Genomic DNA, 13,796 nt, shown 5'->3' on the forward strand with positions numbered 1-13,796 from the left:
CCCTTGTCGCTTTTTTTAACGTTGGTCCCTGTCTACAAATGCTAACGCCACCATGCCTATGATGGCATACAGTAATGCAAATGCCAGTAAAATCCCCCATTCTTTCAAGACATTCTTTTCGTTTGTTTCATATTCCTTCACCTGAAGACTTTTCTGCACTGTATGTATAATATCCTGATAAATTTCTTCTTCCACCTCAGATAAACTTTCATCGTCTGACAGGCCTTTCAATTCCTGTAAAGCCTGTATATACTCGCTGTTTTTGATCAGCATCCAGCTTTTTTTCAGCATAGATGTAGGCAGATTGTTGTAATTGCTCTCTGTACATACCGCATAAATCCCCCACTTACTGATGGCTGCATTTGAAATGGCATCCGGCAAACCATGAAGAGGAAAAGCAACGCCTGCAAATACCAGCTGAACAATCAGCAAAAAAGGCATAACGGTCATCGCAGTTGTTGTGGAATGTACAATACAGGATACCATAAGCGCCATCATATCTGCTGCAAATGTAATCAGAAAAAGTGTTATAAAAATATCGGCCAAAAAGTTACCCGTGACAACCCCTTCTGTCGGAAATTTCACGTTCATCAACACATAAACCGCCAGAGAAATTCCTACTTGTAACGCACAGATCATTGACTGATAAATAACATGTGCGGAAAGATATGAAAAAATACTCATTCCTGATCTGTGTTCCCGTTTAATAACAGAACGTTCTCTACAAACCACCTGAATCGAATTAAAAAATCCATTCCATATGCAGACGCAGACAAACGCCAGAGAACCAATTTTAGTGCCTTCCATATTTACAAACATATTTTGTCCTACCACATACGCTACCATAGCTGCAATAATTCCTGCCATCGGAAGGACTTTCCAGTCTTTTTCATATACGAAAATGCGGAACAGTTTCCCTAAATAAACGCGAGTCTGTTCCAAATATCCTGCATACCTTTCATCTTTTGATCTAAACATTTCCTCTTTCCTCCGGATTTATCGCTTTGAACTTTTCGATAAATTCATCCGCGCACCCTTCGCCGCCCTCATTTGTGCCATTTACTGCCAAAACAATTTCCTCCATTGTTTCCTTGCTGAAGAACTTGCGCGCCTCTTCTACAGCGCCAAAAAAAGCAAGATGCCCTATATGATCCTGTGTCCCTTTTGCCAAAACAATCACCTGATCAAACAAGTCAATGACGCGGTCCGGAGTGTGGGTAATCACAAGCACAATTTTATTTTCATTTGCAATTTCCCTTAAATTCTCCATTAAGTCTCGGGCCATAACACCGTCAAGTCCTGAGTCGGGCTCATCCAGGAAAAACAGCTTCGGATCAGAGATAAATTCTACACAGATGGAAAGCCTTTTACGCTGTCCGCCTGAAAGTTTTCGCACAAGCTCATTCTGTTGTACGGAAAGTCCGAACATTTCTAGTACAGTCTGTACACGGACGTTCCGTTCTTCCCCGGAATACTTTTTGGAAAGTCTCATCTCTGCCGCATTTTCAAGTGTCATTTTGACCGTATCGTCTTCCCGGAGCAGATCCTGCTGAGGGACAAATCCAATGGAGTGTTTCAACACATCATAATTCTCGTATACATCTACACCACTCTGAAGAATCTGTGCTTTTGCTTTCTCATATCCGGTAACTGCATTCACAAATGTTGTCTTTCCTGCTCCGGACCCCCCAAGAATAAGAACCATGTTGCCAGGCTCTATGGTCAAGTTAATATCCTGTAAAAGAATATGCTTTTTAAAAAAGCTTTTGACAGATCTTTCCTCAATATGTATCGAAAGATTGTTTCCACGAAGCACGGTATGACTGTAAAACAACGCTTCCCCGTTAAAGAAAAACAACGTATCTCCTGCACATATCACATCCATCTTCCTCAGGGTGCGTGAATCAAATACGCGTTCACCATTCACAAAAATTCCCCTGACCGTATGAACGCTACTAAGCCTCCACTCTTTTTCCTCAAGACGAATAACCGCTTCATGGACATCATCCTCACTGATCTGGGCTTCTGCATCAGCCTCAGCCTGTTCACCTTTCTCTCCGGCCTTTCTGATACGGATAATTGGAAAACATTCTGAAAGGGGCATCCTTTTCCACTGAAGATCTGCAGATTCCATCTGTTCCAAAACAAGATCTGTAACCACATGATTTTTCAACTGCAAAATCTCCCTCTCCCGAACGCTCAGAACAGATTTTTCATCCGTATACGTTTTCCCATTGATCCATATCTCTCCTTGAAACCCTGTTCTGTCAACCCGCCAGTCTTTCCCGTCCGAAAAAATCTCCACAAATTCCCCACCTACCGGAATGCGCAGCTTTTCTTCCAAAACATATTCTTCAGGCGCATCTTTATCTGAAAAAACAATTGCCCGCACAATTTTTCCTATCTCTTTCTTTTTCTCCTCCATCTTTTATCCTCCATTGTGAAAAAGCCAAAGCTGCCACATTGGAATAACAACCATGTGACAGCTTTCAGGGTACGAACAATTCTTTTACTGGTCAACAACAGCCATATACTCGTCACTCACGTATCCGATTCTTCCATCTGGAAGTGAAAAACGAAGCCAGCCGTTTTCGTCTGCACTAATTCTTTCTTTATCTCCGTGGTTCAGTGTACCGATGACTGGACTGTTTCCATCCGCTGCTGCACGCACATTCAGTTTTTTTGCAGTACAGGCCATCGTCTGCGGAAGCTCCGGTGTAAGGTAGTCGTCACAGATATACGCGGTCTCACCATTATACTTACACTCATACCACTCTGTATTCAATACATTTCCTGTTACATGTACTTCTTCCCCTTCTGAAAGAGCTGTTATAATTTCGCCCGTTACAGACGGTGCTCTGCGCACATGAACAGCAGATGTATTCGTAACTGTCATTTTCATGTTCAGGTCTCGCACATTCCATGTCTGCTCTGTATTTATAGCCGGTACAAAATAATCACTCTTTGGCACCAGATAGGCTGCATATACGTATCCGGAAACATCGCCTGAAATCTTGTACCACATGCAATCCGCACATTCCCCGACAACATAATATTCCTGTCCCGGTGTCACACTGCCATATATTTCTCCAAACGGTGACTGTCTGATCATTGCCTGTGCAGTTGCCACATAATAACCCTGAATGGAAATCAGATCCGAATCACTGTAATTCGCGTACGAATTTGTATGGTCATACGCGTTATAACCGGATTCCATTACCGCTTCCTTGATATCACCCGGCATGGCAAATGCCACTGTTTGTCCGGCAACTGAAAACATTACACCTGTCATAATTCCTGCCATAATTCTTTTGTTCATAGTATTTATCCTCCATCTAAAATATATTTTTTTATTCCTGCAATCGTTACTGTTCATCCTCCAGCTTTTTAGCCAGTTCTTTTTGTTCCTCAGTGAATTTATCTGCCTGCATTTTCTGCCACTCTGTGGCCTTTTTAAATTCAGCAGGTTGGTTAAGTACTACCTGTGGAAATGGAATATTGATCTCGTATTTATCAAACAGCAGTTTTACTTCTCTGTTCAAATCGCGCATCAGCTGAATGCGGTCTCCCTCTGCACACTGGGCCACGATTTTAATATTTACACTGTTATCGCCAAGCGCAGAAACTCCCTTATAAAAAGGACCGTTCATAATTGCCGGCAGACGTTCTCTCATGCGTGGCAACTCCTCTTTCAGAATATACTCTACTCTTTCAAGAGATTCTCCGTACTCAATGCCAAAATCGCACGCTGCAAACGAATATTGCCTCGTCATGTTAATCACGCCGCTGATTGCACTGTTGTTGATTACTTTGATGTTGCCGCCAGCTTCTTCTATTTTTGTAGTCCGTATTCCAATCTCCACCACAGTTCCTCTCCAGTCGCCAATGGTAACAATATCACCTACGCGGAACTCGCCTTCAAAAATGATAAACAGACCAGCCAAAATATCCGATACTAGCTTCTGTGCCCCCAGACTGATCATCAGACCAAGCAGCCCAGCTGATGCAAGGAGCGTACCCGTATCAACGCCAAGCAAAGCAAAACAGTAATACAGAAGAGCAACAACAGACGCATATTTTACGAAACTGCTGATCAGCCGGAAAACGGTTTCTCCCTGTGCACTCGATATATTTGAAAGCACACGGAGAATTTCTTGTATACAGATCGTCAGCGTAATCACAATACAGATCACAAAAATACATCCGGTAACTGCAAATACATTTAAGCCGCGCTCCCATCCACCGTTAATGATATACGCAAACATGGATGTATTGCCGGATGATTGCATTTGGAATATGTAGGCAAAACAGATCAGCAACGCATAAACCGCCAGCAGCCCTTTCAATACAGAGGTCATCTTCTGCTCCGGTGTCTTTTCAGCCCAGTGCAAAGCCACATTGGACCATCTGCTGGACACATCCATTGTTTTCTTTTTCTTTCCATCCGGCATCGTCACATTAATCATACTTCCTGGCTGCTTTTCCCTGCTCGGTTCAGCACTTTCCGTGCCTCTGTTGATACAAAGAAGTGCTGCAATGATCAGTAGGCATATGAAGCTGACCGCTGTGGAGAAAAGCGCAATCGCGACCTTGTTTGAAGCTATTTCATTTTTGGGAACACACGCATATACATAATACTGGTCTGTCTCCAGGCAGTTTGCAAAATAACGCCCGGAACCAATTGTCAGATAGTCACTGAATCCGCCATGGATCTGGTTCTCTCTGATACCATATTCCGCAACATTTCTGCCGATAAATCTCTCATCCGGATAATAAGCAAAGGTGTGCTCATCTTTATTGATGGCAAAAGCAAATCCCCTCGCCCCAATCTGTACACCGTCCAGTACTGAAGCAATCTGAAGCTTCTCCAGCGCATGTTCTAGCTTCTCCGGATTGACGCAGATCTGTACAAAGCCTTCTGTCATACCCTCATCATTTCGTATGGCCACACCAATATATTGATTATACTCTCCCAATGCATCATCCATCTGCGCTTCTTGAATCAGATACTCACCGCCTGCTAGAAGTTTATTAAATTCATAGGACTGGTCTTCCTTATTCTGACTTAACCGGAAATTATTATAATAAGAGTTTGTTGCTATAATGGTTCCTGTCGCATCAAAAAAGCTGATAAACTCTACATCAAGCACATTGCTTATCCTGGCCAGCTCATCCCGGTTTCTGAATTCTGGTTTCTGGGTAAGAATATGCGCTGCTGTACGACACTTGTTCAGGTATCTGGTATCATATTGCTCTTCCAGCATTTTTACGTTTTCTTCATATTTGCTGATCGTTGCCTGCAGTCCTTCGATATTCTGGCTGTTGCTTATGGATTTCCCCGACAGCGAGAACAACTCCTGCATATACAGAGAACTTACAAATACACAAATGAGTCCTGCCGCAATCATTGCTCCCAGTTTCGCGCTTACTGCCCTATTAAAATAAAATTTGCCAAGTCTGGCATATGTATTCCCGGAAGCATCTGCTTGTCCTTCCTGATCTTTCAGGATAAAAATAGCGTATGTTACGACCAGGGTGATCACTGCAAAAAATACGCAAAGTACTACCAGAACCGTGATATTACAAGAATCCCTGATTTCCTGTGCCGGAAGCGCACAAATCACATAAGCATCGTCCAGATTTGCAACCCCGCAGAGATAACGCTCCCCGTAAATCTCCATCCACGTCCGGTTTCCGTCTTCCAGCGCCTCTACCTGAATTCCCGCATCCAGTGCGTCCTGTCCAACAAGATCATCTTCTGGATGGTACAGGAATGTATAATCCTTTGCAGAAAGTGCGAATGCATAGCCCGTTGAACCAACGCTCACATTGCGGAGCATGCTTTTCCACGTCACCGTATCTGAAAGAAGGACTTTCAATTCCGCTGGGTCCTGTTCGATTACAGCCATTGTGTTTTCATCAATCACTGCCCCGTAATATCGGTAGGTCTTGCCTTCCCGTTCTACCTCGAATGGTTCGGATGTTTCATGTGTTGAAAATACTGTGCGCAACTGGTTGTAGCGTGCATACGTAAAGTCTGCATCGCTTTTTTCTGCCTTTGCAACCACGGTTCCTTCTTTATCCAAAACAAGTGCATTTGTAACATGCAACAGATCTTTGTATTTCTGTAGCAGTGTATCCGTCGTTTGCTTAGAATCCACCTTTTTCTGAATCATATAAGCCAGACTGGCTGCCTTAGCCTGATACATGGAGTCATACGATCCGGTATGTTCTTCTGCCTCCTTCTTTGCTTCTGCAACAGTGTCACGCAAGGGTTCCATCTTTTTCTGTAATTCGACTGCCTGATCATTTGCGGATATCTTGACCTGCATCTGATATAGAACTACTCCCAGAATGGCTACAAAAAGAAGTTCTACCAGGATCATCGCAATACTTTTTCTCTTTAAACGCTTAGACACAGTTTTCCTCCTTAATCCCATTTATCAATCAATGCTTCAATTGTACCGTCATCCAAAAGTTCCTGAACTGCTGCTCCCATCTTTTCGCTCAGTTCCGAATTCTTCTGTGTCGCCACGCCATAGCTCTGCTCAGCAAGATCAAATGGAAGGAATCTTCTGTCATCGTCCCAGTACATTTTGGCAATCACACGATCCAAACATGCAGCGTCAATAGTTCCCTCTTCGAGAGCTGTACTGACTTCCGCATAAGACTCCATCTGAACAATTGTGAGATTCTCATACTCGATATACACGTTATCTTCTTTGGCAACAATGTCGCCAGTGAATCCCATATCATACAATTTGCCGGCAAGAATCGGTCCGGCATTCACTCCTGTCAGTATGCCTATGGTCTTCCCCTTCAAATCCTGGACTTTTTCTATCATAGTGGATTTTTCCACCATGAGCATTGTACTATCCGTATAATAGGCCGGCGAAAAATCAAAATTTTCAACGCGTGTATCCGTAATGGAATACGCTGCGATCAGGCAATCAACCGCTCCGTTTTGCAGCATATCTTTTCGATTATCCGGCTGTACTTCCTGAAATTTAACCTTTTCATATCCAAGTCTTTCAGCCAGCTCATATGCCAAATCAATTTCCATGCCATAAAATTTTCCGGTTGTCTCGTTGTAGTAACCGAAATTCATAATATCGCCTCTGACACCTACGGTCAGAGTATTTTCGGCCGCATAGACCGATGTACTTCCAGACAGGAACATTACTGTCATAAACATTGACAATGTTTGTAAAATGTTTTTTCTCTTCATATTCTCTGTTCCGTTTCTTATTTATTATGATTTATTTCTGTCGGGTACCCGAAATTGCAACGGATATAATTGCGCAGTTCCACCATTTCAGGATAACTGTAGAAAAATTTAATTTTATCTGCTGCCAGGCTTTCGCCCTCCGGTTTGCCGCCTATCACAAACTGCATGAAGCATTCTGCGATGTCCTCAAACATTCCGGCTGTTCCTGCATAATTACTGACATAATCTTCCGGATATTCATAAAAATCTCTCTGCTTACCGTCTGCGTAGAATTTGTCATAAAAAGCCTTCATATAAGAGTCTTCTTTATAAAGACTGATCTCATTATAATGAGAAGTATCTGTGATTTCTGATACCTCTATCTGCCCCGCATTTAACGTAAGCGCGTGTCCGTATTCATGGACTGCAGTTACAAGGAATTTGCCTTCATTTATGATCGTTCCTTCTTTATCAAAGAAATCATTTTTGTCAATCCTTATGGAAAAACTGTCTGATTTCTTCATGTCATCTGCCGTACAGGACCCAAGTATGTAACTATAGCCGTCTGTCCAAGAAATAATATGTTTCACATACGGGTCATCTTCCGGGATAACCTTATGGATCGTTTCCAGCAACGCCATATCTGCTTTGTCCGCCATATCTTTATATTCCTGTACCGGCTTGTCAAACGCATAGCTCTGGATATCTTCTCCCACATTTGAATGAATAAAAGAAATCACCTCAATAGCCTGCTCCCCGTCAGCTTCAGTGATCATATACTGACGAAGAGATGGATTTTCTGTCATTAAACTGCTTCCCCATAGTTTACTTCCACCGTCATACGTCTGTGCTTCGCCAACTGCTTCTGTCAACTTCTCCCCAAGCTCTTCATCAGTCAAACCAAGCTTCGCTGTCCGAATAAACACACGGTCCAGGAAAAGTTCATCTTCTTTTCGAAAAACAAAATCCGTTATCAGTGGTTCCCAGTCAAACCATTTCGTTTCCATAAGATAATGTTCCTGCTGATATCCATACTCGCTCTCATCCGCTTTTTCAAAAGTACCTCCGGCTCCGATCTTTACATCTACCTCGGGCTTGACCACTCCGAACAAGATCGGTGTGTCCGGTCTGATTGGAACCGCATTATCCGCGCTTGTCAGCCTTTTTGCTTCCGGGAGTAAAGATGCTGTTTCCTCCGACGCGATTGTACGAAGTACGCTCTCGATAACCCTGCCCGTCGCAACAGCTTTTTCCGGATCTACGACATCATTATTATCAATAAATTTGTGATTCTCAGCATCAACACCAGGCCCCTGCTGCACCAATACTGCCGGAATACCTGCAAAAGAAAATGAAGCATGATCACTGGCTGCTTCCCGTCCGGTCCTCCATTTTGCTTCACCAATCTGCGCGGAAGCCTCTACCAGCATGTTCCCAACCAGTTCTTCTCTTCCAAATGCAGTCATTACCATAGCCTCACTGCTTCTATAATGCCCGATCATATCAATCTGGATGTCTCCTATAATATGTCCCCGCTCTTCCTGCGGAAGACTGTCCACATAACAGGAAGAACCGCATAGCCCCTCTTCCTCTGCTGAAAATGAGACAAAACGAATTTCCGTATCGCTATCCACATCCTTCATCACTCTGGCCAACTCCAAAAGCATGGCTTCTCCGGACGCATTGTCATTAGCTCCAACCGTGCATTCTTTCGAATCATAGTGCGCAGATACAATCAAAATATCTCCGTTCGGTTTTTTATTTGCCCGCTTTACTGCAATTACATTAGAAGACTCCCTGCTGTTCTGTTTTCCTTTTGCCTGCTCCACAAACGGAAATTTCTGCTGCCAAACCTCCAGCCCATACTCCTGCAGCCGCTCCGCAATCTGCACCGCTGTTTCCTGCTCCTCTTGCGTACCTGCCCAGCGAATATCGGCTGTCAGTTCCATTAGTGTCTGTTGATAGGCTTCCGGCGTCAATTCTTCTTGAGCTTCAGATGTTACGGTTTCCACAGCCACAAAATGAACCGCCATTGTAGTGGTCAGCAAAATTGCAAAACTCTTTCCGTATCTCTTTAGCCGGTGTCTTTTGTTCATACCACCTCTCCTTTCTTCTTGGAATTGCTATTTCTCTGGTTTAAATGAATGTAATTTTCATCTGACATACAGGAGCGGTCAAATATGAAACGTATCCTTAAGCTTCATATTTGGCCGCTTTCTTGCACAAAAAGGGCACACTCCTCCCTCAGAAATTATTCTGAGGGCAGAGTATGCCCTGCCCGTTTCTATTCTTATAAAAAGGTATAGTTATTTCATCTGTCTGTCTGTCTGTCTGTCTGTCTGTCTGTCTGTCTGTCTGTCTGTCTGTCTGTCTGTCTGTCTGTCTGTCTGTCTGTCTGTCTGTCTGTCTGTCTGTCTGTCTGTCTGTCTGTCTGTCTGTCTGTCTGTCTGTCTGTCAATACATTATCACATTTAGACGCCATAAAATGCAACTCCCACTTTGTAAATTCCCAGAATTTTGCATAAGCTTCATTATGGTATCATATGGCAACCCTTTTTTCAATAGTAACTTTCCCTACAGACTCTTAATCGCATCATAAATCGTAATACTATCCTGAAATCTGGAATCTTCTGTTGCAGCGCCCATGACCACGCTGATATAAGTCTTCCCGTTTATGACTGCTGCAGAAACAAGGCTGGCTCCGGCAAGATCACTAGTTCCTGTCTTGATGCCGATCGCCTCCGGATAATAATAGGAGCTGTCCGGATTAAGAAGTTCATTCGTATTATAGTAAGTGACCTCCCGGTCATTCACCCATTTTTCATAGGATATATAGCTTGCTACAATTTCCGCAATGCAGGGATTCTCCAGACATGCTTTTGCAAGCACAGCAAGATCTGAAGCCGTCGTATACTGCCCCTCGGCATCATACCCGTCCGGTGCTACAAAATTTGAATTTTTGGCGCCAAGATCTCTAGCTTTTTTATTTACTGCATCCATAAACACACCCACAGCCTGCTCATCTGCCAAGCTGTTGTCACCGGAAATTTTTCTTCCGGTATGAACCGCAAGCGCATAAGCAGCATCATTGCCTGATGGAAGCATGAGCGCGATCAGAAGCTGTCTTACAGTTAAAATATCCCCCTGATTAAGCCACGCCCTCGATGAATCCCCGTTCATCATCGCAATTTCTGCACCTACGGTTATCTCCTCCTCTTCCGGGCAAACATCAAGCGCCGTCAGGGCTGTAATCATTTTGGCAGTACTTGCCGGTGCAATCTGATTTCTACTGTCTTTCTGATACAACACAAGATCAGAATCAGCCTCCACCACAATGGCATTCGTTGCCGTTATATCTGCTGAAATGGAATTCGCCTGCTCAGTTTCAGATTCTGTTTCCTTCTTTTCACTGTCCGTTTCGGAAAAAGCTGTTTCCCTTTCCATTTTCTCCGTCACAGAAAAACTGGTACTGCTTTCTGTTTTCTCTGTCATAGTATCCGCTGTCGTATCGCTCACCAGTTTCCGTGAAAGATAAATCCCCGCAATGGCTGCCACTGTAACGAAACAAAGTAGTACGCACAGAGATGCGATAAAAATCCTTTTTTCTCTATTGCGCCTTTCTTTTCTTCTGTCTCTCTCATCCATAATAATAACTCCCTTCTTTTCCAACCGATTACAATATAAGCATACCTCCGTCCGTTACTTATTGTATCAGACAAAAACGTCTCAAACCTTAATATCAACTTGTTTAATTCCTAAGAAAATCCTAATTTCTGGCAACTTTTTTACCTCTGTGTCGTCTCCTTGTAGAGAAACGCTTAAAAAACGGCAAATTGGGGAAATATAGACTTAGAAAATTGTAAATTTACACAGGGTAGATTTAATAACGATGAATCAGGAGATACTGTTCGTTCCTGTTGGATGACCCAGGGCTAAGGTGCGTTTCAATGCTATGGCATCAGTAGAATTAGACTGAAACCTCAGGCAACCATTGTTATAGAAAGAAAAACCACAATGAAAACAATCGCAATCCTAGAGGATGATATTTATATTGGAGATATGCTGACGGAAGTCTTAACACAAGAAGGATATGCTGTCCTTCGCGCCTATTCAGGAACCGAAGCATCATATCTTGTGTCACAAAACAAACCAGATTTGATTCTGTTGGACTTAATGCTTCCGGGGCTTAGCGGCGAAGAAGTCCTTCCCCATATAGAAAATAGTCCTGTTATTGTGCTCAGTGCAAAGATAGATGTACAAGATAAAGTGGATCTTCTCCTGGAATATCACTTGCTCTGTCCGTTCAAGGACATGCAGTAAAGCTGGCCAGAACAGAGTATGCAATCATAAAACTGCTGATGGAATTGGTTATTTGTCTGACACCTGGAGGACAAGGAGTAATTCTTTGCGAAGAAGGGGTGGAACACCTTATTTTTCTTCCATTGTGTTCTGCTATTTGTGGTATTTGGGCCAATCGCAAAAATGCTTTCTACACAAAAAAGCATGGACGAAATTTATACCAAGTTCCAGGAACGTCTTTCCTCCGACACTAACACACTCATTAATATTTCTTCCAGAGACCCTCATCTGAGAAAACTGGCCGCAAAGATCAATATTCAGCTTCGCCTACTTCGCAAGGAACGCCATCGCTATCAACAAGGCGATCTGGAACTGAAAGAAGCAATCACCAACATTTCTCACGACCTACGGACTCCGCTTACGGCAATCAGCGGTTATCTTTCTCAAATCCAAAACAGAACAGAAGTTTTGAAAAATCTGACGGAAGAGCTATTCCGATATAGCGTGGTTACATCGATCCATGATCTAAAACCGGAGCGTTGGAAGAAAGTCTACTGTCTTTCTATGCTGTCATACAGGAAAAAAACATCCAGCCGTAAGCGGATTATTGTGATAAAAAGCTGTATATCAAAATAGCATTTCCCCTCTTTCTTCTTGTGTAAGTTTGTTATTCACCCCCTTTTGAATATTTCATTACCTTGTCGGCATTTGAAAACCCACAAGCGCTTTGTTCAGATAGTCGTTAAACGGTTTCATAATCCGGAAAAGCTCTGCACCCTTTGCAAGAAAAGCTTCTGCATCTTTTAATTCTTCATCTTTTATGGGATATTCCAGATACCAACTCTTAAATTTTAGGTATTCCGCTTGCGGATGTTCTTTCTCATATCCCGCAGGAACCTTCTTTAATGCCGTTCCCTGTACGGTAAAATATTTTACAAACTCTGGCTCATGGATGATCTTTTCCCATTCTTCGCCATTTCGCGCAATATAGTCCCGAATCATAGTAGTTGCATCCTTAAACATATCTGCAAATAAACCGCCCCCCAAAAAGGACTGATTGCCAGGCTTTATCATAAGATAATATCCGACAGGAACAGGCAGTTTACCCTGAGAAGAAATATGGGCACGGAATGCAGGATTATAGGGTGATTTGTCATGGCTGAAGCGAGTATCCCTTACGAGCTTAAAGGTAAGGTCTTTCGGATTGTTGTGTAAAATACTGCTGTCAAACTTTCCGATTTCCAACATCAAAGCCTGTAAGAATCCTTCAAACTCGGCATTTGCCTTTTTGTAATCTTCCTTGTTTGCATGATACCATTCACGGTTGTTATTCATGTTCAATGCCATTAAGTAATCTATAATAAACTGTGTATTCATAATCTGTCTTCTCCTTTAAAAATTCTCGATCACTAGAAAACTATGTTAAATCTAACAATTCCTGTACCAGATTTTCTGTGTGTGCAGGAGATTGGTATGGCTTACAAAACAAAAATTCTGTGATAAAGGTTTCAAGTTTTTTATCACCTGCTGTGGCTTTTCCTACGAAAGCCTGTAATTCTTCATTCATTTTTTATATATAATTTTTACCTCCTGCTTAATTAGACAACGTTACCGTATCTGTGTGACAGAAAACATTTATTTTTTAGGAAATTTATGATTTCTTCTAATACGTTCCACGATGGTAACAGGCTATAAGCCACGGAGCGGTGAATGACAGAATGGCAAACGGCGGCTTTTTTCTGCTTCTATCATTAAAACATTTACTACATCAGCCACCTCTCCATACCCCGATTTTTCTGCCAATGCTTTCAGTCCATCCAACACTTCTTCTTTGGAATAGTTATGCAAAGTTAAGAAATCATTATCTTTCTCACCGACATATTGATAAAACAGTATTGCGGCAAGAATTTCTTCCTTTTTCGTATAATCCATGTTTTCCAGCAATATATTTTCAGCCTCGTTTACCAAACCTTGATCAACCATTTTTTCAAATTCTTCCAATACTTTTCCAGAAACCTCATACTTCTTTGCTTCTGGTAATTCTACCGACTTATACTGCTTTCCAAGCATTAAAGAAAAAAGGACCCGAACCATTTCCTTGATTATTCGCATAATATAATCTTTCTCATCATTAAAATCCATCTGTTTCTCTCCTAAACAATTTTTATATTTCAAAATAGACATGCTTTCCAAAATTCCATATCTGCACTGCAACTATTAGCATGCTTTCTTTGGGTAAGTAAACCACTTAAAATCTTACTGTAAAGCTAAACCACAGGTGAAAGCTATT

The 13,796-nt window shown here is 42.4% G+C and carries 10 protein-coding genes and 2 pseudogenes; 2 read left to right on the plus strand and 10 right to left on the minus strand.

Going from position 1 to position 13,796, the window contains the following annotated elements:
• Positions 1-15 precede the first annotated feature (15 nt).
• From AC6I2O_RS03560 to AC6I2O_RS03595, 8 genes and pseudogenes are all read right to left on the minus strand, one after another.
• Positions 16-978 carry an ABC transporter permease gene (locus AC6I2O_RS03560; protein ID WP_120392667.1) on the minus strand — a complete coding sequence of 321 codons (963 nt, stop codon included), beginning with the start codon at positions 976-978 and terminating at the stop codon, positions 16-18.
• On the minus strand, positions 971-2,425 hold the full coding sequence (locus tag AC6I2O_RS03565) for an ATP-binding cassette domain-containing protein (protein WP_497741824.1): 1,455 nt from the start codon (positions 2,423-2,425) through the stop codon (positions 971-973). The genes AC6I2O_RS03560 and AC6I2O_RS03565 overlap by 8 nt, the downstream gene beginning before the upstream one ends.
• A gap of 84 nt (positions 2,426-2,509) precedes the next feature.
• Positions 2,510-3,319 (minus strand): SH3 domain-containing protein, encoded by an 810-nt coding sequence (locus AC6I2O_RS03570; RefSeq protein ID WP_497741825.1) that lies wholly within the window; start codon positions 3,317-3,319, stop codon positions 2,510-2,512.
• A 46-nt stretch (positions 3,320-3,365) separates the two neighbouring features.
• A complete protein-coding gene (locus AC6I2O_RS03575; RefSeq protein WP_497741826.1) occupies positions 3,366-6,419 on the minus strand; it encodes a mechanosensitive ion channel domain-containing protein in 3,054 nt (1,017 codons plus the stop codon).
• Between the two features lie 11 nt (positions 6,420-6,430).
• Entirely contained in the window at positions 6,431-7,228 is a 798-nt protein-coding gene (locus tag AC6I2O_RS03580; RefSeq protein ID WP_120392664.1) for a transporter substrate-binding domain-containing protein, read from the minus strand.
• A 17-nt stretch (positions 7,229-7,245) separates the two neighbouring features.
• On the minus strand, positions 7,246-9,303 hold the full coding sequence (locus tag AC6I2O_RS03585; protein ID WP_497741827.1) for a M28 family peptidase: 2,058 nt from the start codon (positions 9,301-9,303) through the stop codon (positions 7,246-7,248).
• 215 nt (positions 9,304-9,518) lie between these two features.
• On the minus strand, positions 9,519-9,689 hold the full coding sequence (locus AC6I2O_RS03590) for a hypothetical protein (protein ID WP_497741828.1): 171 nt from the start codon (positions 9,687-9,689) through the stop codon (positions 9,519-9,521).
• A gap of 92 nt (positions 9,690-9,781) precedes the next feature.
• A pseudogene (locus AC6I2O_RS03595) lies at positions 9,782-10,588 on the minus strand (D-alanyl-D-alanine carboxypeptidase family protein); the annotation flags it as partial.
• A 633-nt stretch (positions 10,589-11,221) separates the two neighbouring features.
• Here AC6I2O_RS03595 and AC6I2O_RS03600 point away from each other — a divergent pair.
• Together AC6I2O_RS03600 and AC6I2O_RS03605 are read left to right on the plus strand one after the other, a co-directional pair.
• Positions 11,222-11,488 (plus strand): annotated as a pseudogene (locus tag AC6I2O_RS03600) (response regulator transcription factor); the annotation flags it as partial.
• 222 nt (positions 11,489-11,710) lie between these two features.
• Positions 11,711-12,142 (plus strand): histidine kinase dimerization/phospho-acceptor domain-containing protein, encoded by a 432-nt coding sequence (locus AC6I2O_RS03605; protein WP_497741829.1) that lies wholly within the window; start codon positions 11,711-11,713, stop codon positions 12,140-12,142.
• Between the two features lie 57 nt (positions 12,143-12,199).
• Here AC6I2O_RS03605 and AC6I2O_RS03610 read toward each other — a convergent pair whose 3' ends face one another.
• Positions 12,200-12,883: a DUF2461 domain-containing protein gene (locus tag AC6I2O_RS03610; protein ID WP_120392661.1), complete on the minus strand. Its 684-nt coding sequence runs from the start codon at positions 12,881-12,883 to the stop codon at positions 12,200-12,202.
• Positions 12,884-13,195: 312 nt separating this feature from the next.
• Positions 13,196-13,648, minus strand: a complete 453-nt coding sequence (locus AC6I2O_RS03615) for a DUF6483 family protein (RefSeq protein WP_120392660.1) — start codon at positions 13,646-13,648, stop codon at positions 13,196-13,198.
• Positions 13,649-13,796 lie beyond the last annotated feature (148 nt).

It is taken from the genome of Blautia sp. St.27G3, assembly GCF_059728505.1.

Bases quoted from the DNA above. Each gene is read 5' to 3' on its own strand.
- AC6I2O_RS03610 (WP_120392661.1), bottom strand. From the start codon at position 12,883: ATGAATACACAGTTTATTATAGATTACTTAATGGCATTGAACATGAAT.
- AC6I2O_RS03565 (WP_497741824.1), bottom strand. From the start codon at position 2,425: ATGGAGGAGAAAAAGAAAGAGATAGGAAAAATTGTGCGGGCAATTGTT.
- AC6I2O_RS03560 (WP_120392667.1), bottom strand. From the start codon at position 978: ATGTTTAGATCAAAAGATGAAAGGTATGCAGGATATTTGGAACAGACT.
- AC6I2O_RS03590 (WP_497741828.1), bottom strand. From the start codon at position 9,689: ATGGCGTCTAAATGTGATAATGTATTGACAGACAGACAGACAGACAGA.
- AC6I2O_RS03585 (WP_497741827.1), bottom strand. From the start codon at position 9,303: ATGAACAAAAGACACCGGCTAAAGAGATACGGAAAGAGTTTTGCAATT.
- AC6I2O_RS03605 (WP_497741829.1), top strand. From the start codon at position 11,711: ATGGACGAAATTTATACCAAGTTCCAGGAACGTCTTTCCTCCGACACT.
- AC6I2O_RS03570 (WP_497741825.1), bottom strand. From the start codon at position 3,319: ATGAACAAAAGAATTATGGCAGGAATTATGACAGGTGTAATGTTTTCA.
- AC6I2O_RS03580 (WP_120392664.1), bottom strand. From the start codon at position 7,228: ATGAAGAGAAAAAACATTTTACAAACATTGTCAATGTTTATGACAGTA.
- AC6I2O_RS03615 (WP_120392660.1), bottom strand. From the start codon at position 13,648: ATGGATTTTAATGATGAGAAAGATTATATTATGCGAATAATCAAGGAA.